Source organism: Rhodococcus sp. IEGM 1341 (assembly GCF_030056895.1).
Taxonomy (GTDB): Bacteria; Actinomycetota; Actinomycetes; order Mycobacteriales; family Mycobacteriaceae; genus Rhodococcoides.
The window spans coordinates 314,707-336,344 of record NZ_JASHKV010000004.1; the positions used below are offsets into that span (position 1 = coordinate 314,707).

At 63.1% G+C, this 21,638-nt stretch carries 22 protein-coding genes, 3 tRNA genes and 1 pseudogene; 13 read left to right on the top strand and 13 right to left on the bottom strand.

The window, feature by feature from the left end:
* Positions 1 to 3: 3 nt before the first annotated feature.
* Both QM615_RS12800 and QM615_RS12805 read left to right on the top strand, forming a co-directional pair.
* Positions 4 to 1,230: a M20 metallopeptidase family protein gene (locus QM615_RS12800; RefSeq protein ID WP_149407130.1), complete on the top strand. Its 1,227-nt coding sequence runs from the start codon at positions 4 to 6 to the stop codon at positions 1,228 to 1,230.
* Positions 1,227 to 2,549, top strand: a complete 1,323-nt coding sequence (locus tag QM615_RS12805; RefSeq protein WP_149407129.1) for an MFS transporter — start codon at positions 1,227 to 1,229, stop codon at positions 2,547 to 2,549. Before QM615_RS12800 ends, QM615_RS12805 begins: the two co-directional genes overlap by 4 nt.
* Positions 2,550 to 2,669: 120 nt before the next feature.
* Here the strand turns inward: QM615_RS12805 and QM615_RS12810 are convergent, their stop codons facing one another.
* A complete protein-coding gene (locus QM615_RS12810) occupies positions 2,670 to 4,343 on the bottom strand; it encodes a BCCT family transporter (RefSeq protein WP_262498519.1) in 1,674 nt (557 codons plus the stop codon).
* 179 nt (positions 4,344 to 4,522) lie between these two features.
* Positions 4,523 to 5,317, bottom strand: a complete 795-nt coding sequence (locus QM615_RS12815; RefSeq protein ID WP_149407128.1) for an endonuclease/exonuclease/phosphatase family protein — start codon at positions 5,315 to 5,317, stop codon at positions 4,523 to 4,525.
* 272 nt (positions 5,318 to 5,589) lie between these two features.
* On the opposite strand from QM615_RS12815, the pseudogene QM615_RS22445 reads away from it, so the two are divergent.
* Positions 5,590 to 5,910, top strand: a pseudogene (locus QM615_RS22445) (LysE family translocator); the annotation flags it as partial.
* A gap of 56 nt (positions 5,911 to 5,966) precedes the next feature.
* On the top strand, positions 5,967 to 6,185 hold the full coding sequence (locus QM615_RS12820; RefSeq protein WP_262498518.1) for a hypothetical protein: 219 nt from the start codon (positions 5,967 to 5,969) through the stop codon (positions 6,183 to 6,185).
* A 263-nt stretch (positions 6,186 to 6,448) separates the two neighbouring features.
* On the opposite strand, the gene QM615_RS12825 is transcribed toward QM615_RS12820, so the two are convergent.
* From QM615_RS12825 to QM615_RS12840, 4 genes are all read right to left on the bottom strand, one after another.
* Positions 6,449 to 7,141 (bottom strand): hypothetical protein, encoded by a 693-nt coding sequence (locus QM615_RS12825; RefSeq protein WP_149407126.1) that lies wholly within the window; start codon positions 7,139 to 7,141, stop codon positions 6,449 to 6,451.
* 139 nt (positions 7,142 to 7,280) lie between these two features.
* Positions 7,281 to 7,353, bottom strand: a tRNA-Arg gene (locus QM615_RS12830).
* Between the two features lie 50 nt (positions 7,354 to 7,403).
* A tRNA-Ser gene (locus QM615_RS12835) sits at positions 7,404 to 7,493 on the bottom strand.
* 123 nt (positions 7,494 to 7,616) lie between these two features.
* Positions 7,617 to 8,381 carry a dienelactone hydrolase family protein gene (locus tag QM615_RS12840; RefSeq protein WP_068054886.1) on the bottom strand — a complete coding sequence of 255 codons (765 nt, stop codon included), beginning with the start codon at positions 8,379 to 8,381 and terminating at the stop codon, positions 7,617 to 7,619.
* Positions 8,382 to 8,474: 93 nt separating this feature from the next.
* Here QM615_RS12840 and hisC point away from each other — a divergent pair, with 93 nt between their 5' ends.
* Positions 8,475 to 9,527 carry a histidinol-phosphate transaminase gene (hisC, locus tag QM615_RS12845; protein WP_149407125.1) on the top strand — a complete coding sequence of 351 codons (1,053 nt, stop codon included), beginning with the start codon at positions 8,475 to 8,477 and terminating at the stop codon, positions 9,525 to 9,527.
* Here hisC and QM615_RS12850 read toward each other — a convergent pair.
* Both QM615_RS12850 and QM615_RS12855 read right to left on the bottom strand, forming a co-directional pair.
* Positions 9,516 to 10,562, bottom strand: coding sequence for an alpha/beta hydrolase (locus QM615_RS12850; protein ID WP_128646485.1), 1,047 nt, complete (start codon positions 10,560 to 10,562; stop codon positions 9,516 to 9,518). The genes hisC and QM615_RS12850 overlap by 12 nt on opposite strands.
* A 288-nt stretch (positions 10,563 to 10,850) precedes the next feature.
* Entirely contained in the window at positions 10,851 to 11,054 is a 204-nt protein-coding gene (locus QM615_RS12855) for a DUF3072 domain-containing protein (protein ID WP_032395510.1), read from the bottom strand.
* Positions 11,055 to 11,195: 141 nt separating this feature from the next.
* Here QM615_RS12855 and QM615_RS12860 point away from each other — a divergent pair, with 141 nt between their 5' ends.
* Both QM615_RS12860 and QM615_RS12865 read left to right on the top strand, forming a co-directional pair.
* The gene (locus tag QM615_RS12860; RefSeq protein WP_068054881.1) at positions 11,196 to 11,519 is read left to right on the top strand and encodes an excalibur calcium-binding domain-containing protein; all 324 of its coding nucleotides are present in this window, start codon (positions 11,196 to 11,198) and stop codon (positions 11,517 to 11,519) included.
* A gap of 78 nt (positions 11,520 to 11,597) precedes the next feature.
* On the top strand, positions 11,598 to 12,521 hold the full coding sequence (locus QM615_RS12865) for a pseudouridine synthase (RefSeq protein ID WP_188078760.1): 924 nt from the start codon (positions 11,598 to 11,600) through the stop codon (positions 12,519 to 12,521).
* A 17-nt stretch (positions 12,522 to 12,538) separates the two neighbouring features.
* Here the strand turns inward: QM615_RS12865 and QM615_RS12870 are convergent, their stop codons facing one another.
* The 4 genes from QM615_RS12870 to QM615_RS12885 all read right to left on the bottom strand — a co-directional run bounded on the left by QM615_RS12870 (position 12,539) and on the right by QM615_RS12885 (position 14,711).
* Positions 12,539 to 13,351 carry a formate/nitrite transporter family protein gene (locus tag QM615_RS12870; protein WP_068054878.1) on the bottom strand — a complete coding sequence of 271 codons (813 nt, stop codon included), beginning with the start codon at positions 13,349 to 13,351 and terminating at the stop codon, positions 12,539 to 12,541.
* A 63-nt stretch (positions 13,352 to 13,414) separates the two neighbouring features.
* Entirely contained in the window at positions 13,415 to 13,744 is a 330-nt protein-coding gene (locus tag QM615_RS12875; protein ID WP_149407124.1) for a hypothetical protein, read from the bottom strand.
* A 319-nt stretch (positions 13,745 to 14,063) separates the two neighbouring features.
* Positions 14,064 to 14,153, bottom strand: a tRNA-Ser gene (locus QM615_RS12880).
* A gap of 45 nt (positions 14,154 to 14,198) precedes the next feature.
* Positions 14,199 to 14,711 (bottom strand): MarR family winged helix-turn-helix transcriptional regulator, encoded by a 513-nt coding sequence (locus QM615_RS12885; protein WP_068054875.1) that lies wholly within the window; start codon positions 14,709 to 14,711, stop codon positions 14,199 to 14,201.
* Between the two features lie 77 nt (positions 14,712 to 14,788).
* Here QM615_RS12885 and mgrA point away from each other — a divergent pair, with 77 nt between their 5' ends.
* Both mgrA and QM615_RS12895 read left to right on the top strand, forming a co-directional pair.
* A complete protein-coding gene (mgrA, locus tag QM615_RS12890; protein WP_068054872.1) occupies positions 14,789 to 15,823 on the top strand; it encodes an L-glyceraldehyde 3-phosphate reductase in 1,035 nt (344 codons plus the stop codon).
* An 81-nt stretch (positions 15,824 to 15,904) separates the two neighbouring features.
* Complete coding sequence (locus tag QM615_RS12895) at positions 15,905 to 16,894, top strand: NAD(P)H-quinone oxidoreductase (protein ID WP_149407123.1); 990 nt, start codon at positions 15,905 to 15,907, stop codon at positions 16,892 to 16,894.
* A 105-nt stretch (positions 16,895 to 16,999) separates the two neighbouring features.
* Here QM615_RS12895 and QM615_RS12900 read toward each other — a convergent pair whose 3' ends face one another.
* Positions 17,000 to 18,205 carry a cysteine desulfurase-like protein gene (locus QM615_RS12900; RefSeq protein WP_068054866.1) on the bottom strand — a complete coding sequence of 402 codons (1,206 nt, stop codon included), beginning with the start codon at positions 18,203 to 18,205 and terminating at the stop codon, positions 17,000 to 17,002.
* 175 nt (positions 18,206 to 18,380) lie between these two features.
* Here QM615_RS12900 and QM615_RS12905 point away from each other — a divergent pair, with 175 nt between their 5' ends.
* Genes QM615_RS12905 through glfT1 form a run of 4 tightly spaced genes read left to right on the top strand, consistent with a single transcriptional unit; the run spans position 18,381 to position 21,620 of the window.
* Positions 18,381 to 18,977, top strand: coding sequence for a bacterial proteasome activator family protein (locus tag QM615_RS12905; protein ID WP_068054864.1), 597 nt, complete (start codon positions 18,381 to 18,383; stop codon positions 18,975 to 18,977).
* Between the two features lie 48 nt (positions 18,978 to 19,025).
* Positions 19,026 to 19,907: a galactan export ABC transporter permease subunit Wzm/RfbD gene (gene wzm / locus QM615_RS12910; protein ID WP_068054868.1), complete on the top strand. Its 882-nt coding sequence runs from the start codon at positions 19,026 to 19,028 to the stop codon at positions 19,905 to 19,907.
* Positions 19,908 to 19,918: 11 nt separating this feature from the next.
* On the top strand, positions 19,919 to 20,725 hold the full coding sequence (gene wzt / locus QM615_RS12915) for a galactan export ABC transporter ATP-binding subunit Wzt/RfbE (RefSeq protein WP_149407122.1): 807 nt from the start codon (positions 19,919 to 19,921) through the stop codon (positions 20,723 to 20,725).
* Entirely contained in the window at positions 20,712 to 21,620 is a 909-nt protein-coding gene (gene glfT1, locus QM615_RS12920) for a galactofuranosyltransferase GlfT1 (protein WP_149407121.1), read from the top strand. The genes wzt and glfT1 overlap by 14 nt, the downstream gene beginning before the upstream one ends.
* Positions 21,621 to 21,638 lie beyond the last annotated feature (18 nt).

Consider the following 21,638-nt stretch of genomic DNA (forward strand, 5'->3'; position numbering starts at 1 on the left):
TCAATGAATCTACTGGACGACGCCCACGCCTTGGCCGGCGATCTGAAGCAGCTCCGACGCACACTGCATCGGCAGCCCGAGGTCGGTCTGGATCTGCCGCGTACGCAGGAAACGGTGCTGCAAGCACTCGATGGCCTGCCACTCAAGGTCCGTACGGGCACCCGCACGACGTCGGTGACCGCTGTTCTGCGCGGAACGAAACCGACTGACAACATCGCGCGCACAGTGCTCCTCAGAGCCGATATGGACGGATTACCGGTTACGGAACAGACCGGCTTGGACTTTGCCTCGCAGAACGGTGCGATGCACGGCTGCGGCCACGATCTGCACACTGCCGCATTGGTCGGTGCCGCCCAACTGCTCTCACGTCATCGTGACCACATCGCAGGCGATGTGGTGCTGATGTTCCAACCGGGCGAGGAAGGTTGGGACGGCGCAGCGACGATGATCGAGGAAGGCGTGCTCGACGCATCGGGCCGACGAGCGGACGCGGCCTACGGATTGCACGTCTTCTCCTCCCAACAATCCAACGGCACATTCTTTTCCCGACCCGGCACCTTGCTCGCTGCGTCGTACCGACTCATCGTCACCGTGCGAGGGGCAGGCGGTCACGGCTCGTCACCTTCGACGGCACGTGACCCGGTGACGGCGATGGCCGAGATGATCACATCGCTGCAGACCATGGTCACGCGCACGTTCGACATCTTCGATCCCGTAGTCGTCACGGTCGCGAAGGTACGAGCGGGCTCACGCCACAACATCATTCCCGACGAGGCGTACTTCGAGGCCACGGTGCGGTGCTACTCGGAAGTCACGTACGATGCCGTACCCACCGCGCTGCGACGGGTTCTCGACGGAGTCGCGTCGGCACACCGCGTCGACGTCGACGTCGACGTGATCGCCGAGTTTCCGATGACCGTGAACAACGCCACCGAAGTCCAGCTCGGGGCAGCGACGGTCGTCGAACTTCTCGGTGAGGAGCGGTACGAAACGGCTCCACATCCTCTGTCCGGATCCGAAGATTTCTCGTACGTACTCCAAGACATTCCCGGAGCTTTCATCGGATTGGGGGCATGCATGCCCGACGCCGACACTGCTACCGCGCCGATGAACCACTCGCCCCGAGCCTGTTTCGACGATTCCGTCCTCGCCGACGCCGCGACTGTCTACGCCGGACTGGCCATCGGACGGCTCGACCACACCCCCTCACCCGAAAGCGATGCACCATGACCGAGAGCGCAACCACCGGAGTGACACCGAGCCAAGCTCGACCGAACGACCGATGGGAGAAGACCAAAGCCATTGTGGGAGTGGGGGCCGGAAACGGAATCGAGTACTTCGATTGGACCGTCTACGCGATCTTCGCTGCCTTCTTCGCGCCCCAGTTCTTTCACACCGGATCTCCGGTCTCCGACCTACTGGCATCGTTCGGTGTCTTCGCGGTCGGTTTCGTCGCACGTCCCTTCGGCGGTCTCCTGTTCGGCTGGTTGTCCGACCGCCGTGGACGCAAGCTGTCGATGACACTCGCTGTCGCACTGGCCTCGATCGGTAGTCTCGTCATCGGTCTGACGCCGACCCACCAAACGATCGGTGCCGCAGCGGCCGTCGTCCTGGTGCTGGCCCGTCTTGCGCAGGGCGTCGCTCACGGCGGTGAACTACCCTCCGCGCAGACGTACATCATCGAGTACGCGCCCTCCGAACGTAGGGGACTGTGGTCGAGTCTGATCTACATCTCTAATACCTCGGGTGTGGTCGCAGGCACGCTCCTGGGTGCCCTGTTGACGACAACGCTGACCGGTGAGCAAATGACGGACTGGGGATGGCGACTTCCGTTCCTGTTGGGCGGCGTGCTCGGACTGTTCGTGCTGTGGATGCGTTCGCGCATGGCCGAGACCGAGGTATACGAGAAGTCCGGCGATGTTCACGCGAAAACATCGATGAGGGAGCAATTCTCGGCACATCGGCGCCAGGTTCTGCAGGTGCTCTTCTTCAGCGTCGGCGGCACGGTCTTCTACTACGTGTGGGCAGTATCGGCACCGGCCTATGCCATCACGGTGCGCGGAATCGACCCGTCCGGCGCATTGTGGGCGGGTGTGGGAGCCAATGTCGTCTTGATCGCATCACTCCCCGTCTGGGGTGCACTCTCGGACAGAATCGGGCGAAAGCCGGTGCTGTTCATAGGAAACATCGGAATCGCGCTGCTACTCTTTCCGCTCGACGCCATGGTCGGATCCAGCGCGTTCACGTTGTTCCTTGCGATGTCGGTGGCGTTGTGTGCCATCGGAGCAATCCTGGCCGTCATGCCCGCGATGATGGCGGAGCTGTTTCCCACCGGCATGCGAGCCGCGGGAGTAGGGGTTCCGTATTCGATCGCGGTTGCCGCGTTCGGTGGAACTGCTGCCTACGTGCAGACATTCTTCGCCGAGCGTGGAACGCCGGACCTGTTCCAGTGGTACACACTTGCTCTGCTTGCGGTATCCATAGCCGCTCTGATCACAATTCCCGAGACGAGAGAACGCGATCTGGCCGCTTCAGAGGTCGATTCGTAGCGACTGGGTGGGTGGGCTCGTGCGAAGAAGCGGCGACAGTACGGATCCCCACCCCTGTTTCGACCGTGCTGCCGCCTCTCGCCCTTCGTCACGAAACAACACAGTAGGCATGCTCTCTCGTTAATCGATGTCCGAACTACCCTGTGTGACCTCCGAGTCTTTTGCCAAGCTCGACGAGCGCACTTTCTCGGACTCGGTGCGCGACGTCTGGCCGTTATGTTCCATGAACTGTTCCCTCGTGAGCGGTACAACCTTCACTCGCTCGGCACGCAGTCCCATCACCAACGCAATGATCATCAGCGACACCAGAATGAAGATCGGCAGTCCGATCACGGTGATGACCTGCTGCAGGGCTTGCAGTCCCGCCTCACCGCCGAGCACGATCAGCGTTGCGGCCACCGCGCCTTCGGTGACGCCCCAGAACACTCGCTGCCGCACGGGGCCCGCTTCACCGTCACCGGAGCACAGCATGTCGATCACCAGCGATGCCGAGTCCGAGGATGTCGCGAAGAACAGCGCCACGACCACCACAGCGATCCCCTGAACCAAAGTCGCCGCAGGGAAGTTCTCGAAGAACGTGAACATCGCCAACGGAACGCTCTCGGACACAGCGTCCGAGATCGAACCACCGTTGCCACCGATTCCGTCGATTCTCATTGCAGACCAGCCGAATACGACGAACCACACCAGTGTGAACAGTGACGGCGCAACCAGAACTCCGGCGACGAACTGGCGGATGGTGCGGCCCCGCGAAATTCGTGCGAGGAAGACGCCCATGAACGGGGCCCAGGTGACGGTCCACGCCCAGTAGAAGACGGTCCAACCACCCTGCCATCCCCACCCGCCGTCGGAGGTGAACTCGGCCATGGCGTCGTTCCAGAAGGACAGCGGAACGATGTCCTGTGCGTAATTGCCGAAGCTCTCGAACACCTGGCGCAGCAGAAAGACGGTGTCCGACGCGATCAGGACGAAGATCATCAAACCGACCGCGACGAGGATGTTCAGGTTGGAGAGGCGACGCACGCCCTTGTCCAACCCGACGGCAATCGAAATCGTCGCAACCACAGTGAGTACGCCGATGATCAGCACCTTCGCCCACACGGCATCGGGAAGCCCGACAAGCTCACTCAGTCCGGCGTTGATCTGAGAAGTACCGAGCCCCAACGACACTGCCAGTCCGAAGATCGTGCCCAATACTGCGAATACATCGATCGTCTTGCCTATCGGACCCGAAATGCGTTCCTTCAGAATCGGATAGAACACCGACGACACGCGCATCGGCAGCTTGTACCGGTAGATGAAGAAGCCGAATGCCAACCCTGGCAACGTGAAGATCGCCCAGGTGTGCAAGCTGAGGTGATAGAGCGAGATACTCATCGCATCCTGGGATGCTTCGACACTGTAGGGCTCCACGTCATCGAACGGCGGCGCGGAGAAATGCGAAATCGGTTCTGCCACACCCCAGAACATCAACACAGTGCCGATTCCGCCGGCGAAGAGCATTGCGAACCACGACAGGTTCGAATACTCGGGTCTGTCGTCGTCCTCACCGAGCCGCAGATGACCGTACTTACTGACGGCAACCCAGATCAGGAACACCAGCCACACCGTGACGCCGATGATGAAGAACCAGCCGAGATTGGTGACGATCCACTCCCTCCCGACACCGAACGCGTTTCCCACCCAGTCCTGGAAGACGAGGAACAGAACCAGCAGTGTGATCGTGAGGCCGGCCGACACGAAGAAGATGTGATTGTCGGTTCTGAGGCCCAGTTTGCGAGCAAGTGTGTCCACGGTTGCCGTCACCATCCTCGACGGCACGGTTCGTCGGATTCGGTTCCTGCGCGGTCGTTGGGGCGTGCCGCCGCCGAACTTTAACAATTCTTTACTCGAGCCGGCCTGTCCACCGCTGCAGCCGAGTTGTTACCTGCCCGAGACGGGCATCGCGCCGAGCTCGAACCAGGACCCGGCCCTCAGAGGTCGAGCGCAAGTGCTCGGAGATCGGACACCTCCGGCGCGGCGACGACCTCGAATCTGCGTACCGCGAACGGCGAGGACACCAGCAGATAGCTGGCACGGCGCACTTGTTTCGTGTACCTCGACGTTCGGGTATCTGTCGATCCCACCATGTCGGTCATCCCATGCTCGGCCAGCAACCTGAACGTCTCGCTCGACGGCAGCAGATTCAGGTCTCCGCACAGGACGATTTCGTCACTCACCGCCCGTACATGCTCGACGATCTCCGCTAGCTTCTGGGCCTGCTCGAACCTAGCGGGACTGTCGCCCTTGCCTATTGGATCTCGCAGCCCGTGCAATTGGATGACAGAGATGAAGCTTTCGGCTACGCGATCGCGAACGGTGATCGTCAGGGCAGCTCGCGGTCGGTCGTCAACGTTCCACTCCGCGTGATCGACGAACCGGGAGTGAACGAACCTGGCATCGATTCCTACGACGGGAACGTCGTCACGCACCCAGGTGGCGATGCCGAAGTCCTGCCTCAACTCGGTGCCGTCACCGTCCGTGACAGGCCCCGCGTCGTTCGCGACGAAATGCGGTGTATATCCGGGAAGCACCGCCGACACGTCGTCGAACAAGTTCAGCCGTTGCGGCAGAGTGCGCTCACCGTCCGCGAACGTCGCCCAGCCCGATCGATGCGGAGTGCGAGTGACCTCCTGAAGACAAATGACATCGGCCTCAACGGTTTTCAGCCAGGCGACGAGCTCGTCGTACATGGCACCACCCCACGCATTGATCGACACGATCTTCACGGCGTCATGATGGCAGACGAGCTCGACCTGGAACAGTCGATTTCGATGCGGCAGTGACGATCCACGAGACGTCGGAGCAGCACCCGAACCGGGACATTGCACACAGCGTCGCGATGCACGGATTCCCCTTCGCCGACGCCGCCGATGCACTCTATGGTTATCCATCACCCGACCAAGAACCGACAGGAGATCGAGCACCCGTGAGTGTGCAGTGGGCCGTCTTCTTGTCGTTGGTGTTGGCCAGCTACATCTCCCCCGGGCCCGACACTGTGATGATCCTGCGCTCGAGCGTGAAAGGGCGGATCGTCGCGATGGCAGCAGCTGCCGGCGCATTGTGCAGCTTGGCCGTGCATATGCTCGTCAGCGCGGTTGGCCTGTCGGCATTGATCGTCGCGCTTCCCGGCATCCTCACCGTCCTTGCAATCCTTGGGGCCGTGTATCTCGCCTACCTCGGTATTCGGGCGCTGATGGCGAGCGTCGGCACGAGGCGTTCAGGCGGGAGTTCCCTCACCGTCGGCCCCGAGTCGGTATCCGGTAGCCATGCCCGTCGACGCGCCTTCCGAAGTACCTTCGTCACCAACTTGACCAACCCGAAGGTGATCCTGTTCTTCGTCGCCGTGTTGCCGCAGTTCGTCGACCGATCGTCCTCGTGGCCTTCGCTATGCAACTCGGAGTCCTGGGTGCCGCCGACGTCCTGGGTGCCGCCGACGTCCTGGTCGGGGTTCTTTATCTGCCGATACTGGTCCTGTTCGGCGTCAGGGCTTTTCGCAACCTCGGCCCGCGAGGACTGGCCAACCTCGAACTCGGAGTAGGTGTTCTGCTGCTGATCTTCGCCGGCGCACTTGTCGTCGACGGCGTTCTGGGTTGAGCCCGACCGGCTGACTCCGCGAACGACTTGTGAGAACGTGGGGTGGTGGAACCCATGCGCCCGGTCGACTATGTGGAGCGGGGACTTTCTTCGGCCGCTCGGCGCGAGCAGCGCTTTTGGCGAGTATTTTACGTATGCCTGTTCATCTGTCAGTTTGTCGCGCTCGTCGTGTACGACATCGGATTCTGGTGGGTAGTCCTGGCCAGTACCACCGCATGGGGGCTCTACACACTGTTCTGGGCTGTGTTCATACGTGACCGCTCTCAGGACTGACCCCCATCGCTGCGTCGGACGGTAAACGCGGCAACCAGCGCGCCGATTACGAAGACGGACGCCGTCAGCATGATGTTCGACCACAGACTGAAGCGAGGGTCAAACGTGAACTGTTGCGGTACAAGGTTCTCCACGTTGTAGAGGTTCGACACCAGGCTCGCCGCGACGGCCACGACTCCCACCCCGATCACTACGCGCGATCGCAGAGCAACACCCCAGATCAACACCGCTGCCGACATCGTCAACAGCGGTAGCAGTCCACGAATGGTCAAGTTGCCCAGGAAGAACAGCAGTCCGCTCCGCACGGCAACGACTGTGGCAACACACAATCCAACGCTGACCGCGAGCCACAGACGAACGTGCAATTCGGCACCTGATCTACGTTCACACCACGTGCAGTAGAGAGCAACTGCCCCGATGCACACCGGCAGTGCGATCAGCCAGTAGAGACCCGCTACCGGTGATGCGAGATACGCGGATCCGCCGAACCACATCGGACTCGATACCGACTCCCCGGAACCGAGCGGCTGCCGAACGTAGAACGGCAACGCGCCGATGAACAAAGCCGCGATGAGCAACAGAGGGACGGACAACCACGCGGTGACGGCATGCGGTCGAGAATCGGCACCGACGCCGTCCAGCCGAGCCCGTTCGTTCGAGATTCTACCCGGACGATCGCTCACGTGAACTCCCTCGACGACGTCATCAAACCCTACGCCCGGTTTGTTTTGATTGTCGAGATCAGAGCTCCACCGCCGCACCACTCGAGGGCAACGAAAAAGCCCCGAACCGCATCGCTGCAGTTCGGGGCTTCTTCTTCTGTGCGCCCGAAGGGATTCGAACCCCTAACCTCTTGATCCGTAGTCAAGTGCTCTATCCGTTGAGCTACGGGCGCATGTTCAGTTATTCAACTGGTCCAGCTGAACGGCAACGATCTACCGTTCGTGGCGGAGGCGAGAGGATTTGAACCTCCGGTCCCGGTGAAAGGACAAGTCATTAGCAGTGACTCCCATTCGGCCGCTCTGGCACGCCTCCTAGGCTGCCGGCCCTCTCGGACCGCCGAGGAAAGAGATTACCCACAGCGGAGGCCAGAAGGCAAAACGGCTGGTCGACGCCTATGGTTCGCGCGTCGTTCGCGTAAAAGACGCTTGTTGCTCTTCAGCGCATGAAGCTGTCGAACCAGTCGAAGATTCGGGTCTGCGCGTCCACTAGCGCGGCCGCTGCGGGGTCGCTGTGATCGGAGCTGCCGGGTTGTTCGCGGGGATGGTCGGCTCGATGCTTCAGCCCCGAATAGCTGACGACGTTCGTGGCCACTGAGGCGCGCGTGGCGGCGTCGCGAAGGGCTTCGATGTGTTCCGGTGGGGTGTGCGGGTCGTCCTCGCCGTAGAGACCGAGCCAGGGGGCCTGCAGCTTGGGTGCGGCCTCGACCAACGCGACAGCGTCGGAGTTGAGCGGTTCGACGATGCCGGCGGCAGCAACACTGACCGCCGCCCCGACCGGACGGCTGGTGGCCACGATCAACGCTGCTGTGCCTGCGTCGTCGAACCCGATCACCCCGACACAATCGGGATAGACACCGCGCTGGACGAGCCAGTCGGAGGTGGCATCGAAGTCCGCGAAGAGGTCGTCGCCGAACACTTCCTTGTCGTCGCCGTGGCCTCGGTGGAACAGGTTCGGCGCGACGGCGAGCCAGCCTTCAAGCGCGAGTGCGCGCAGCAGGTCGAGTAGAGACTCGGGCACCTCACGTGCCTCGTGCAGCACGACGATTCCGCCGCGAGGTGGACCATCGGGTTCGACAGCCGTCAACGGCACTTTCTCACGCGGGGGTGATTCGTGCGCGGTCGTGTCCACCACGTCGTCCGCACCGACCGTGGGCGCGGAGGCGGACCGAAGAACTGCGACGTCGCTCAATATTCCCGACATACTTATCGAAGATAGGACGATCGGTCCGGTCGTGCACAGCAATATCACGGACGCGCAGAAGTCAACCCCGAACCTGAGCGCATAATGGCAGCCGTGACCGCGCGCATCCGCCCCGACCTCGACGCCATCCCCGCCTACGTTCCCGGACGCACTTTTCCGGGTGCGATCAAACTGGCGAGCAACGAAACGACGCAGGGGCCACTGCCGAGCGTGCGCGACGCGATCGCTGAGGCCGTCGGTGGCGTCAACCGCTACCCCGACAATCGAGCGACCGCGCTCGTCGAGTCACTGGCGAAGAAGCTCGGAGTCGCCGCGGAGAACGTGGCCGTCGGCAGTGGTTCGGTTTCGCTGTGCCAGGAGGTCGTACAGATCACCTGCGGTCCCGGCGACGAAGTGCTGTTCGCGTGGCGCTCGTTCGAGGCGTACCCCATCGTCACCAGCGTCGCAGGCGCGACACCCGTGTTGGTTCCGTTGACCGCCGACCACGTGCACGACCTCGACGCGATGCTCGCCGCCATCACCGACCGCACCCGGCTGATCTTCGTCTGCAACCCGAACAACCCGACCGGAACCGTCGTTCAGCGCGACAAGCTCGAGGCGTTTCTCGATGCGGTGCCGTCGAACATTCTCGTGGTCCTCGACGAGGCCTACTTCGAGTACACCCGTCCCGACGCAGGCAACCACACCGACGGAGTGGAGCTGGCACGCGGACGACGCAATGTGATCGTGCTGCGGACGTTCTCGAAGGCCTACGGACTCGCCGGCTTGCGGGTGGGCTACGCGGTGGCCGATCCCGAGGTGATCACGGCACTGTCGAAGGTGCGGATCGCCTTCGCTGTCAGCACCGTTGCCCAGCAGGCTGCGGTGGCGTCGCTCGAGGCGTCGGCAGAGCTGCTGGCCCGCACCGATGCCCTCATCGCGGAACGGGATCGTGCGCGCGACGCGCTCGTTGCGGGCGGCTACGACGTCGGCGCATCGCAGTCCAACTTCGTCTGGCTGCCGCTGGCCGAACGCTCGGGTGAATTCGCTGCTGCTGCAGCCGAACAGGGCGTGCTGCTGCGCGCCTACGGAAACGACGGAGTGCGGGTCACCATCGGCGACCCGCACGAGAACGACGCGTTTCTGAAGTTCGCTCTACAGGCCTAGCGCGCGCTCGAGCGTCGGCCAGGATTCACGCAGGTCGTCCTGCCAGTACGGCCACTGATGGATGCCGTACGGGCGGTAGACGACTGTCGCGGGGATGTCCAGCGACCGGAGCCGAGTATCGAACACCGTTGTGCAGTAGAGCGCGGCAGCCTCGAGCGGTCCACCCATCAGGGCGCTCTCGACTCCGCTGCCACCGGGGCCTAGCTCGTACGGACCGGGTAGGCCGGTGCCGACGGACAGGTAGACGTCCTTGCCGCGGAGCGCCTCGGCATTACGCGACGGATCGTGCTCGACCCACTTGGGATCGGTGTTCTCGCCCCACATGTTGGTTGCGTTGCCGCCGTTGGTGGCGACGGTGGCGCGCACCGCGTCCTTGAAGTTGGTCTGCGAATTGTCGTAGCAACCGCTCAGGCCGGCGACGCCGGTGTAGAGGCTGGGGTGACGTGTCATCAGGTCCATCGCGGCCTGGGCACCCATCGAGACACCCGAGATCGCGTTGGTGCCGTTACCGGAGAAGCGCGCATCGATCAGCGGCGGCAACTCCGACGTCAGGAACGTCTCCCACTTGTTGACGCCCAGCACCGGGTCCGGCACGTTCCAGTCCGTGTAGTAGCTGCTCGATCCACCGACCGGGAGCACGACGTTGACCTGCTTGTCGGCGAAGAAGTCGACGATGTCGGTCTTCTGCGTCCAGGTGCTTTCCTTGTAATCGGATTCTTTGCCCGCGCTCACACCGTCGAGCATGTACAGCGTCGGACGAGACACCGCCTGCGCGGCCGGAAGAAGAACCTGGACCTGGATGGCGCGGCCCATGGCCGGCGACTCCACCCACACGGCAGCGCGGCGGTCGGTCAGCATGTCCACCCGATCGATGCGCGCCGAGGGCAACGGCTGGGACTGAGCTGCGATGCCAGGAGCCGCACCGGCGCCATCGGAACTGCCGGTATCGGGGAGCGGCTGCGCCCCGGCGAGACCCGACCCCAGCAGCGACACTGCCAGAGCAGCTCCCGCTACTGCCAACACTCGACGGTGCATCAGATTGCCCATCCTCCCCCGGCGCACCCTCACGGGGCGCAACACAAACAACATCCGTCACTCAACGTACCCACCGATATGCGCGCACGCTAAAGCTGTGGGTTCGCTCACAATAGCCGCGGATACACGGGTACAAAAGTCCGCGTGATCCTTTGTTACATGTACTCGAGACATAACGGTCTACCTGGTCGGATGTCCTCGCGGACACCGCTACCGCGAAGGCACTCGATGTGACATTTGGTGGACTTTTCGGGGGTCGATGTCACATCGAGTGGACCTCTGGGAGTCTCAGCCGCGGCCGGTCTCGCCCTGCAGCTTGTCGATCATTTCCGACGCCTGCGCCTTGTTGAGACCCTCGGGAACTTCCTCGCCCGCTTCCTGCGCAAGAGTGCTCAGGTAGCTCTTCTGCGGGCCGGTCATCGGCTCGTCGCCGGTGACCCAATCGTCGGGATCCTTCTCGGGGTTCTGGTTGACCTGCTCGTTTTCGCTCATACGTTCGTAGATACGCCGAATCGACGGGTTCCAAACACGATTGCCCGTGTGCGCTCTGGCGTAGGTCACTCGAATGACTTGATTGACAGTTCAACAATTCGCCGAGGATGCTCCACATCACATCCCCTCGATTGGAGTTCCATGAAGACGAAGAACCTGCTGGTCAAGATCGGCATCAGCGGCGTGATCGCGGCGGCCGCCCTGGTCACCGCCCCGGCCGTAGCGTCGGCCGATCCGATCACCGACTTCCTCTGCAACAGTGGTTCGGCCCAGTTCTGCCCGGTTCTCCTGCCCCCACCCCCGGCCCCACTGGCAGCTCCCGCGCCCGCACCCCGTCAGGGCGGCACATTCCAGTACGAGAACTGCGACGCGGCGCGCGACGCCGGAGCCGACCCGGTCTATCGGGACGAGTACGGCTACGGACCTCATCTCGACCGCGACAACGACGGCATCGGCTGCGAGTAGCGAGTTCGCACTTGTGCAGGTAGATGGCACTGATTTGTCTGCACAAGTGCGGTCTCGGCGGGCGGATACGCTCATCCGGTGAGACGACGCCAGCAACCGCCCCTGGCGAAGCGGTACGGTCTCGATCCCGCCCGAATTCGGATGCCCGAGGACGGCCCCTGGCTCACTGTTCGTGACTTCCTCACCGCTACGGAGTCACGCATTCCCCCGCACCGGATCGACGCCATGCTCGCCGCCGGTGACATCGTCGACATGGCCGGCCCCATCTCCTTCGACGCTCCATACGTTCCCGGCGAGGCGGTCTGGTTCCACCGCGACCTACCGCCGGAAACCGTTGTGCCGTTCGATATCTCGATCGTGCACCGGGACGACGCGTTGCTCGTGATCGACAAGCCTCACTTTCTGTCGACCATCCCCCGCGGCGGACATATTCTGCAGACCGCGCTCGTACGATTGCGTCTCGAACTCGAACTGCCGCAACTGGTGCCCGCTCACCGGCTCGATCGTGTGACCGCTGGCCTGGTCCTGTTCGTCGTGGATCCGACACTGCGCGGCGCGTATCAAACGCTCTTCCAGGATCGCGAGGTCCGCAAGGAGTACGAGGCAATCGCGCGCTACGACCCGTCGCTCACCCTGCCGACCGTCGTTCGCAGTCGAATCGTCTCGGAGAAGGGGCAATTCACCGCCCACGAGGTCGACGGAGAACCCAACGCGCACACCACCGTCGAACTACTGGAGCATCGAGACGGACTCGGTCGCTATCGACTGACACCGGTGACCGGCCGCACCCATCAACTGCGATTGCACATGAATGCACTCGGCGTGCCCATCCTCGGCGACGATCTCTACCCGACAGCCACCGGCCGAGCCGTCGACGATTTCACCGACCCGCTCCAATTACTCGCCAGTGTACTCGAATTCACGGACCCGATCTCGAAAGCCCCGCGACGCTTCGAGACCGGATTAGGCCTGGAGCGGTGGGTACCAGATGTCGGCCCGTGACTTCCGGCTCCGCTCGGCTACTCGGGATGTCGATCACGCTCGGACTTCACGAGTTCCTTCGTGCGCACCAAGCGCAGCGCAGTGACCAACACGACGCCCCCGATGATGTTGAAGAGCACTGTGTAGCCGAACCAATCGATCCAGTCTCGGTAACTCACGTCCGCACCCGCGTGGATGGCTCCGAAAATCAGCAAGGAATCGAGAATCGAGTGGAACAACTGCAATCCGGCCAGCAGGAACCCTGCCGCCATGGCAGCAATGATCCGCGCGACATCAGAGGTTGTTCCTTGCTGCATGCGAGTCAGCAACGTCATCGTGCTGCCGCCGAGAACGGCGAGGCAGATCGATTGGAGATTCAGCGGTGCGTCGACGAAATGATGTGCCGCCTCGGACAGCACCTCGAGCCACTGCGGAAACGCGTGTGCAATCAACCACATAACGAACCAACCGCCCAGCAGATTCGCCAGCAACGTTCCGACCCACAGCCTCGCCAGCTGCAGAGGTGTTCCGTCGCGGGCAACCACCGCCGCGATCGGCATCAGGAAGTCCTCGGTGAACAGCTCACCATGCGCGAGATAGATGGCCACCAGGCCGATGCCGAACGCAAGGCCCGCCAGCAGATGACTTCCGGTCTCGTCCAGCACCGCGAGATAGGCCATCACACCCAGAGCAACTTCGAGCCCGCCGAAGAATCCGGTGATCAGCACTGTGCGCACGGTCCGGTGCAATCGCTCTGCACCTTCGGAGACGACAGCGTCGAAACTTTCCTCGAGTTCCTCTTCCAGAGGTCCCTCGTTGTCGCCATCGTTGCGCCGCGCTTCTTCACTCATTCGCAGGTAGTACCCACTGAGTCGGGATCGATACCAGCCCGTCGGGAGTCCCGTGTTCGACCTCTACCTGCCCGACGAGTGCTTATGTACGATCGACGCTGATGAAGACTGCGCCTGCCAGATCTCGATCGAGTAGGACTCGACGGGTTGATCGTCGTCTACTACCAAGTCGTAGTTCGAGTTTCTACCGGTGGCACTGACACGGACCCGATGAAGCCCTGGACCACGAGGAGTCAGGCCTTCGCGGCCTCCGGGTATCCAATTCTTGAACTCCATACCCGCCGACAGGCGAATGCCTCCCGCTTTGGTTCGCAGGTCGCCCTCGTCGATGTCTTCCCACGAGTGGAGATCCAGTTCAGGTTCACCTTCGAGCATTCGCAGCTCGACGCTCACGAAACCACCTGAAATCCCCGTGCTGATCAGCGCTCCTCCGTCACCGAAGTACACAAAGCCCGGAACACCGGTGGGCGGCCAGACCAGATCCAGAGACACTTGCTGAGCCAATCGCATCTGGCCGTCCGAAACTCGAACTGTCTCAATATGTCTCATCGATCGATTGTCCCATCTATCAGCTCACGCGGGAGAGCCCCGCTGAATCCGGTCGGAATGCCCGAGGACAACGACCTCGCTCGGCTTCTCCGACACGAAAACACCCGACACGGAAACACCCGGCCCACCCTCGCGGGTGGACCGGGCGTGAACGACGAACATGTGGCGGAAGCGGAGGGATTTGAACCCCCGGACGCTTTTACACGTCTCTCGCTTTCAAGGCGAGTGCATTGGGCCGCTCTGCCACGCTTCCGTGTGCGATCTTAAACGGCCGAGCGGCCCGAGGCCCAATCGCCCCTCACCGTCGCGGTGTCGAGCCGGACGCGTCCATCGCGGCGTCGACCTTCTCGAAGATGTCGCCCAGCACCTCGAGTTCGTGGGGCGAGAGGATGTCGACGAGGTGCTGCCGGACGCCGCGGACGTGCGTGGGTGCCGCCTCCGACAATCGCCGACGCCCTTCCTCGGTGATCACCGCCAGCACGCCTCTGCCGTCGTTGACGCAGGTACTGCGAGACACCATGTCCTGCAGTTCCATTCGCCTGATCTGATGCGTCAGGCGACTTCTCGAGGACAGGACACCGTCGGCGAGCTCACTCATTCGGATGGAGCCGTCGACCGATTCCGACAACATCACCAGGATGCGGTACTCGGCCATCGACAGATCGTGGCGATCCTGCAGATCCTTGTTCAATACCCCCATCAATCGTTGCCCGCCGTCCATATAGGCGCGCCATGCTTTCATTTCCGCAGTGTCGAGCCACTGCGGGTCCCCCCCGGGACCAATGGCTAATTCGGCCGTCACGCGTGTCATCTTAGGCGGGAAATCTACCCACGAGTAGGTTGAGGCGGTTCGAGGCCCCGTTCGGCGGAGCGCCCTATGGTCGAGGTATGACCGATCCCTACATCGACCCGCCGTACGTTGCCGCCGACGATCGCTACGAGTCCATGCTGTTCCGCCGAGTGGGCTCACGGGGCCCCCGACTTCCGGCAGTGTCGTTGGGACTGTGGCACAACTTCGGTGACGACGTACCGCTGATGAACCAGCGCGCGATCCTGCGTCGCGCATTCGATCTCGGCATCACGCATTTCGATCTGGCCAACAATTACGGCCCGCCGTACGGCAGCGCGGAGAAGAACTTCGGCCGCATCTTCTCCGAAGATTTCGCCGGATACCGCGATGAGCTGATCATCTCCAGCAAGGCCGGCTGGGACATGTGGCCCGGCCCCTACGGCTTCGGCGGCTCTCGCAAATATCTGTTGTCCTCGCTCGAACAATCCTTGACCCGAATGCGACTCGACCACGTCGACATCTTCTACAGCCATCGCCCCGACCACGACACCCCGATCGAAGAAACAGCAGGCGCACTGATCAGCGCTGTGCAGCAGGGCAAAGCCCTGTACGCGGGCATCAGCTCGTACAAGCCCGAGGGCACGCAGAAGATGACAGACCTGCTCGCCGAAGCGGGTGTTCCCCTGCTGATCCATCAGCCCAGCTACTCGATGGTCAATCGGTGGATCGAACCCGAACTGCTCGCTACCCTCGACGCGGTGGGCGCGGGCGTCATCGCCTTCTCGCCTTTGGCCCAAGGCATGCTCACCGACAAGTACCTCGACGGTGTTCCCTCGAATTCGCGAGCAGCGCAGGGTAAATCACTGAATCCGGATTGGCTCACCGATGACCACATCGGACATCTCCGGGCGTTGAACGACATTGCCGCCACCCGCGGCCAATCCCTCGCACAACTCGCGCTGAGCTGGGCCCTGCGCGACCCACGCGTGACGTCGGTACTGATCGGCGCATCGAGCGTCGAACAGCTCGAGAACAACGTGGCGGCTTTGAAGAACCTGGACTTCACCGACGCCGAACTCGCCGAGATCGACACGCATGCCGAGGACTTCGGAATCAATCTCTGGGACCTGTAAAGGTGCCTGCGGCAGTGGTGCGGTTAAGCGCTCCAGAGGGCACTTAACCGCACCACTGCGCCGGAGGCGCACTATGGAGACATGCGTGCCATCACACTGAAAGAATTCGGCGATCCCGACGTCATGGAATGGACCGAGGTCCCCGACCCCCGCCCCGGCCGCGGACAGGTGATCATCGATGTCTCGGCCACCGCCGTCAACCGCGCCGACCTGATGCAGCGTCAGGGCAATTACCCACCGCCTCCGGGGGCCAGCGACATCCTCGGACTCGAGTGCTCGGGCATCATCTCCGAACTCGGCGAGGGCGTCAGCGGCTGGAACGTCGGAGACAGGGTCTGTGCGCTGCTGGCCGGCGGCGGCTACGCCGAGCAGGTCGCCGTACCCGCCACCCAACTCTTCCCCATTCCGCAGGGCCTCGATCTACATGTCGCAGCGGCACTTCCGGAAGTCGCCTCGACGGTGTGGTCCAACCTGGTGATGGACGCACACATGCGTTCGGGGCAGGTACTGCTCATCCACGGCGGCGGCAGTGGAATCGGCACGCACGCAATCCAACTGGCCAAACAGATGGGCGTAACCGTCGCCGTCACCGCCGGATCCAAGTACAAGCTGGACATGTGCGCAGACCTCGGAGCCGACATCCTGATCGACTACAAGAACCAGGACTTCGTCACCGAGATCCGTTCACAGACAGAGGATCACGGAGCAGACCTGATCCTGGACAACATGGGCGCGAAATACCTCGACCGCAACCTCGACGCATTGGCCATGGACGGCACCGTCGTCACCATCGGTATGCAGGGCGGCGTGAAGGGCGAGCTGAACTTCGGCAAACTCCTCGCCAAGCGCGGCTCGGTGCACGCAGCCGGATTGCGTGGCCGACCCGAAACTGGGCCGTCGAGCAAAGCGAACATCGTCGCAGAGATGACCGCACACCTGTGGCCGATGATCTCCGAGGGCCGCGTGACCGCCGTCGTGCACGCCGAGATTCCGATAACCGAAGCGGCGCAAGGACATCGAATGCTCGACGAGGCCGAGACCATCGGAAAAGTGATTCTGCGAATCCAGTAGCGCAGCTCAGCGGTCGTGCGCGGAACCTCGTAGTGGGCTACGAGGCCGGAGTGGAGCCTGCGGAACGACCCGGAGGCTCCTCGTGCGCGTGCGGCACAGCCGCTCTCAGAGGGCGAGGGCGGTGAGCGCTTTGACGAGTTGATCGATCTCGTAGCGGGTGGTGTACGGAGCCAGACCGATGGTGACGGCACCACCCTCGTCGTTGACGCCCAACGCGTCGAGCAACCGACTGCCACCGTGGACTCCGCTGACACTGCCGATTCTGGCCTGCGCGAGTTGCTCGGACACCTTCACCGCTGGCATGCCCTCGACGGTGAAGCTCAGAGTGGGGATGCGCGTCGGTGCATTGCCGAGCACCATCACGTGGTCCAGCGAACCGAGCGCCTTCATCAGGTAATCGAACAGACCGTCGTGGTAGTGCTGCAGCGATCCGATCGACAGCTCGAGGCGCTCGCGACGCGTCCCGGTCGCTGCGTCGTCGAGATTGGCCAGGTAGTCGATGGACGAGACCACGCCGGCCAACAACGCGTACTGGTGACTGCTGACCTCGAGCCGCGCCGGCCCCTTGGCCGACGGATTGAGCGACATCGACGGCAACTGTTCCAGCAGCGTCGGATCGCGGAAGATCAACGCACCGACCGACGGCCCACCCCAAGCGGCGGTGTCGATCGCGACGATGTCGGCCCCGAGTTCCTTGATGTCGACGTGGGCGTAGGGGGCAGCTCCGGCCGCGTCGACCACGATCAGCCCACCGACCTCGTGCACCAGATCCGCCGCGACCCGAACATCGGGCGCACTACCGACGATCGGCGACGCAGCAGTGACGGCGACGAGCCGAGTGGTGGAGGTGATCAGATCGTCGAACTGCCAGGTGGGCAATTCGCACGTATCGATCTCGACCTCGGCCCATCGGACATGCGCGCCCGACCGGCTGGCCACCCGCAGCCACGGTGCGACGTTTGCTTCCTCGTCCAGACGTGAGAGCACCAGACCGGTTCCCAGGCCCAGCCGCGAGCTCATCGAGTCCGCGAGCCAGGACAGCAGCGTCGCGCGGTCCGGGCCGATGACGACACCGGACGGATAGGCACCGACCAGATCGGCGATCGCGACGCGGGCGGATTCCAGCAGAGCTGCACTGCGCTTGGCCGAGGTGTTGCCGGCCGAATGATTGGAGGCACTGTGCCGAAATGCGGTGGACACAGCGGTCGACACGCGGTCCGGGATCAGCATCCCCAGCTGAGGGTCGAGATGAATCCACCCGTCACCGAGCGAGGGGATGGAACCTCTCACTCGCGCGACGTCGTAACCCATGCCGGACACTCTAAGCGCCGACCGGTGAAGCATGTGTTCCACGTCCTGTTTCCCCAGGGAACGGTTGCCCACCTCGCACGCTCGATCCTCCCGGCCTCCACTGTTCCCGACGACCGAACCAGGATAATCGCCCCTGACGATCGCGCAACGGCGAGCGAGGCGTAATGATGGATATATGACTCAATCCGAGCCGAACAGCGCGCCCGATGACCATGTCGTTGTGATCGGCCCCAACGGGGAACCGCTCGCCCTGAGCCGCGAGGAAGCGACGGCCGCTGCGGCCCGCGCCGCCGGATCCTCCGCGAACGAAGGATCGGACGATGGATCGGGCCTGTCGGAGATGGTCGAGCAGCCCGCGAAGGTGATGCGCATCGGCACGATGATCAAGCAGCTGCTCGAGGAGGTGCGCGCCGCGCCGCTCGACGACGCGAGCCGGACGCGGCTGAAGGAAATCCACAAGTCGTCCATCCACGAACTCGAACAGGGCCTCGCACCGGAACTGCGCGACGAGCTCGAGCGCCTGGTACTGCCCTTCGGCGACGACGTCGTCCCCACCGACGCGGAACTGCGCATCGCGCAGGCTCAGCTCGTCGGCTGGCTCGAAGGTCTGTTCCACGGCATCCAGACGGCCCTGTTCGCTCAGCAGATGGCCGCGCGGGCTCAACTCGAACAGATGCGGCAGGGCGCGTTGCCTCCCGGTGTGATGGGTGCCCCGGGTGGCGGCCAGGGTGGCGGGGGCCACGGCGGCGGCGGTACCGGCCAGTATCTGTAGCAAGCTCGGAATGAGCGCAGTCTCCGAAGAGAGGTAGTGTCGACCGTCGTGTCGGCACCAGCGAAGGATCCCGAGAGCGAGGCAGGAGACCAGATGCCTGCTCCGGTTTCGGACTCACAGACTTATCGGCGCGCTTTCGGCGACCTGAAAACCGGTTTCAACCAGCGCGAGCTGTGGCTGCATCTCGGTTGGCAGGACATCAAGCAGCGGTACCGCCGGTCGGTGATCGGTCCGTTCTGGATCACCATCGCCACCGGCGTGCAGGCCATCGCGATGGGTCTGCTGTATTCGGTCCTGCTCAACATCGATCTGCGCGAGTTCCTGCCACACGTCACCGTCGGCCTGATCGTCTGGGGACTGATCAGCGCCGCGATCCTCGAAGGCGGAGACGTCTTCGTCGCGAACGAGGGCTTGATCAAACAGCTGCCCAGTGCGCTGAGCGTGCACGTCTATCGCCTGGTGTGGCGTCAGCTGCTGCTGTTCGGTCACAACATGCTGATCTACGTGATCATCATCGCGATCTTCTGGCCCGAGGGCGGGCTGCACTGGACCGTGATCTTCGCGATCCCCGCGCTGGTGCTGATTCTGCTCAATGCCGTGTGGGTGTCCATTCTGTTCGGCATCGTCGCCACCCGCTACCGCGACATCGCCCCGATCCTCGGCAGCTTCGTGACGCTGATGTTCTTCATGACGCCGATCGTGTGGACCACCTCAGGCCTGCAGTCCATGGGCGGCGAGGCCGCGAACCGCGCCAAGCTCGTCGAGATCAACCCGCTCTTCCACTACCTCGACATCATCCGGGCCCCACTGATCGGCGAGGATCAGCAGGCGTACCACTGGTACATCGTGCTCGGGTTCACCGTCGTCGGCTGGGCGCTGGCCATCGTCGCACTCAAGAAGTACCGGGCCCGCGTGCCCTACTGGGTTTAGGGGTATTCGAGTTGTCCATCAGCATCAGCACTCACGACGCGTGCGTCGACTTCCCGATCTTCGACGCCAAGACGCGGTCACTGAAGAAGGCGTTCCTCGGCAAGGCCGGTGGTGCGATCGACCGCAACTCGTCCGACGTCGTCGTCGTCGAAGCTCTCAAGAACATCACGATGAACCTGAAGGACGGCGATCGCGTCGGACTGGTGGGTCACAACGGTGCGGGCAAGTCGACGCTGCTGCGGCTGCTCTCGGGCATCTACGAGCCGACGCGAGGCAGCGCCACCATCCGCGGCCGCGTCGCGCCGGTGTTCGATCTGGGCGTCGGTATGGACCCGGAGATCTCCGGCTACGAGAACATCATCATCCGCGGCCTGTTCCTCGGCCAGACGCGCAAGCAGATGCTCGCGAAGATGGACGAGATCGCCGACTTCACCGAACTCGGCGACTACCTCGACATGCCGCTGCGGACCTACTCCACGGGCATGCGCGTGCGCGTCGCGATGGGCGTGGTCACCAGCATCGACCCGGAGATCCTGCTGCTCGACGAGGGCATCGGAGCCGTGGACGCGGAATTCATGAAGAAGGCGCGTCACCGCCTGCAGGAGTTGGTGAAGCGCTCGGGAATCCTGGTGTTCGCCAGCCACTCCAACGAATTCCTGGCTCAGCTGTGCGACACCGCGATGTGGATCGATCACGGCCAGATTCGCCAACAGGGCGGCATCGAGGACGTGGTGCGGGCATACGACGGTGATGACGCGGGAGACCACGTCGCGCAGATCCTGAAAGAGATCGAGCGGGAAGACAATGCCGGTGGCTGACAAGATTGTCGGGGTCATCGTCACGCACAAGCGGCGTGAGTTGTTGGCTCTCTCGCTCGATGTCATCGGCGCACAGACTCGTCCGCTCGATCATCTTGTCGTCGTCGACAACGCCGACGAGCCGGCCGTACGCGAACTGGTGGAATCGATCGACCTGCCGACGACGTATCTCGGCTCGCAGCACAATCTGGGCGGCGCGGGCGGGTTCGCGCTCGGGATTCTGTATGCGCTCTCGCTCGGCGCGGATTGGGTGTTCCTCGCCGACGACGACGGCCGCCCCGAGGGCCCGAAGGTGCTCGAGACTCTCTACGACTGCGCTCTCACCCACGGCCTCGACGAGGTCTCCCCGGTCGTCTGCGACATCGACGATCCGGACCGGCTGGCCTTTCCGCTGCGCCGCGGCGTCGAATGGCGTCGGCTGCGGTCCGAATTGATCGACCCGACGAACCCGGACGACGACCTTCTCGAAGGCATCGCCTCCCTGTTCAACGGAGCGCTGTTCAAGGCGTCGACGATCGACGCAGTGGGCGTGCCCGATCTACGGCTGTTCGTGCGCGGCGACGAGGTGGAAGTGCATCGTCGATTGCAGCGATCGGGCTTGAAGTTCGGCACCTGCCTCACCGCCGCCTACGTCCATCCCAACGGAGCCGAGGAGTTCAAGCCGATCCTCGGCGGCCGGATGCACACGCAGTACCCGGAGGACGCGACCAAGCGCTACTTCACGTACCGCAATCGCGGCTACCTCATGTCGCAGCCCGGCATGCGAAAGCTGTTGCCGCAAGAGTGGATTCGGTTCACCTGGTTCTTCCTGATCACCACCCGTAACCCGAAGGGTCTGGCCGAATGGTTCCGGTTGCGCGGGCTGGGGCGTCGGGAACACTTCCGTAGGCCCTAGCACCGCTCGTCATGGGGT

What these genes read in the sequence shown, in the direction of transcription:
- QM615_RS12800 (WP_149407130.1), top strand. Translation starts at nt 4, where the DNA reads ATGAATCTACTGGACGACGCCCACGCCTTGGCCGGCGATCTGAAGCAG.
- QM615_RS12805 (WP_149407129.1), top strand. Translation starts at nt 1,227, where the DNA reads ATGACCGAGAGCGCAACCACCGGAGTGACACCGAGCCAAGCTCGACCG.
- QM615_RS12840 (WP_068054886.1), bottom strand. Translation starts at nt 8,381, where the DNA reads ATGTCGGGAATATTGAGCGACGTCGCAGTTCTTCGGTCCGCCTCCGCG.
- QM615_RS12850 (WP_128646485.1), bottom strand. Translation starts at nt 10,562, where the DNA reads ATGCACCGTCGAGTGTTGGCAGTAGCGGGAGCTGCTCTGGCAGTGTCG.
- QM615_RS12855 (WP_032395510.1), bottom strand. Translation starts at nt 11,054, where the DNA reads ATGAGCGAAAACGAGCAGGTCAACCAGAACCCCGAGAAGGATCCCGAC.
- QM615_RS12860 (WP_068054881.1), top strand. Translation starts at nt 11,196, where the DNA reads ATGAAGACGAAGAACCTGCTGGTCAAGATCGGCATCAGCGGCGTGATC.
- QM615_RS12870 (WP_068054878.1), bottom strand. Translation starts at nt 13,351, where the DNA reads ATGAGTGAAGAAGCGCGGCGCAACGATGGCGACAACGAGGGACCTCTG.
- QM615_RS12885 (WP_068054875.1), bottom strand. Translation starts at nt 14,711, where the DNA reads ATGACACGCGTGACGGCCGAATTAGCCATTGGTCCCGGGGGGGACCCG.
- mgrA (WP_068054872.1), top strand. Translation starts at nt 14,789, where the DNA reads ATGACCGATCCCTACATCGACCCGCCGTACGTTGCCGCCGACGATCGC.
- QM615_RS12895 (WP_149407123.1), top strand. Translation starts at nt 15,905, where the DNA reads ATGCGTGCCATCACACTGAAAGAATTCGGCGATCCCGACGTCATGGAA.
- QM615_RS12900 (WP_068054866.1), bottom strand. Translation starts at nt 18,205, where the DNA reads ATGGGTTACGACGTCGCGCGAGTGAGAGGTTCCATCCCCTCGCTCGGT.
- QM615_RS12905 (WP_068054864.1), top strand. Translation starts at nt 18,381, where the DNA reads ATGACTCAATCCGAGCCGAACAGCGCGCCCGATGACCATGTCGTTGTG.
- glfT1 (WP_149407121.1), top strand. Translation starts at nt 20,712, where the DNA reads ATGCCGGTGGCTGACAAGATTGTCGGGGTCATCGTCACGCACAAGCGG.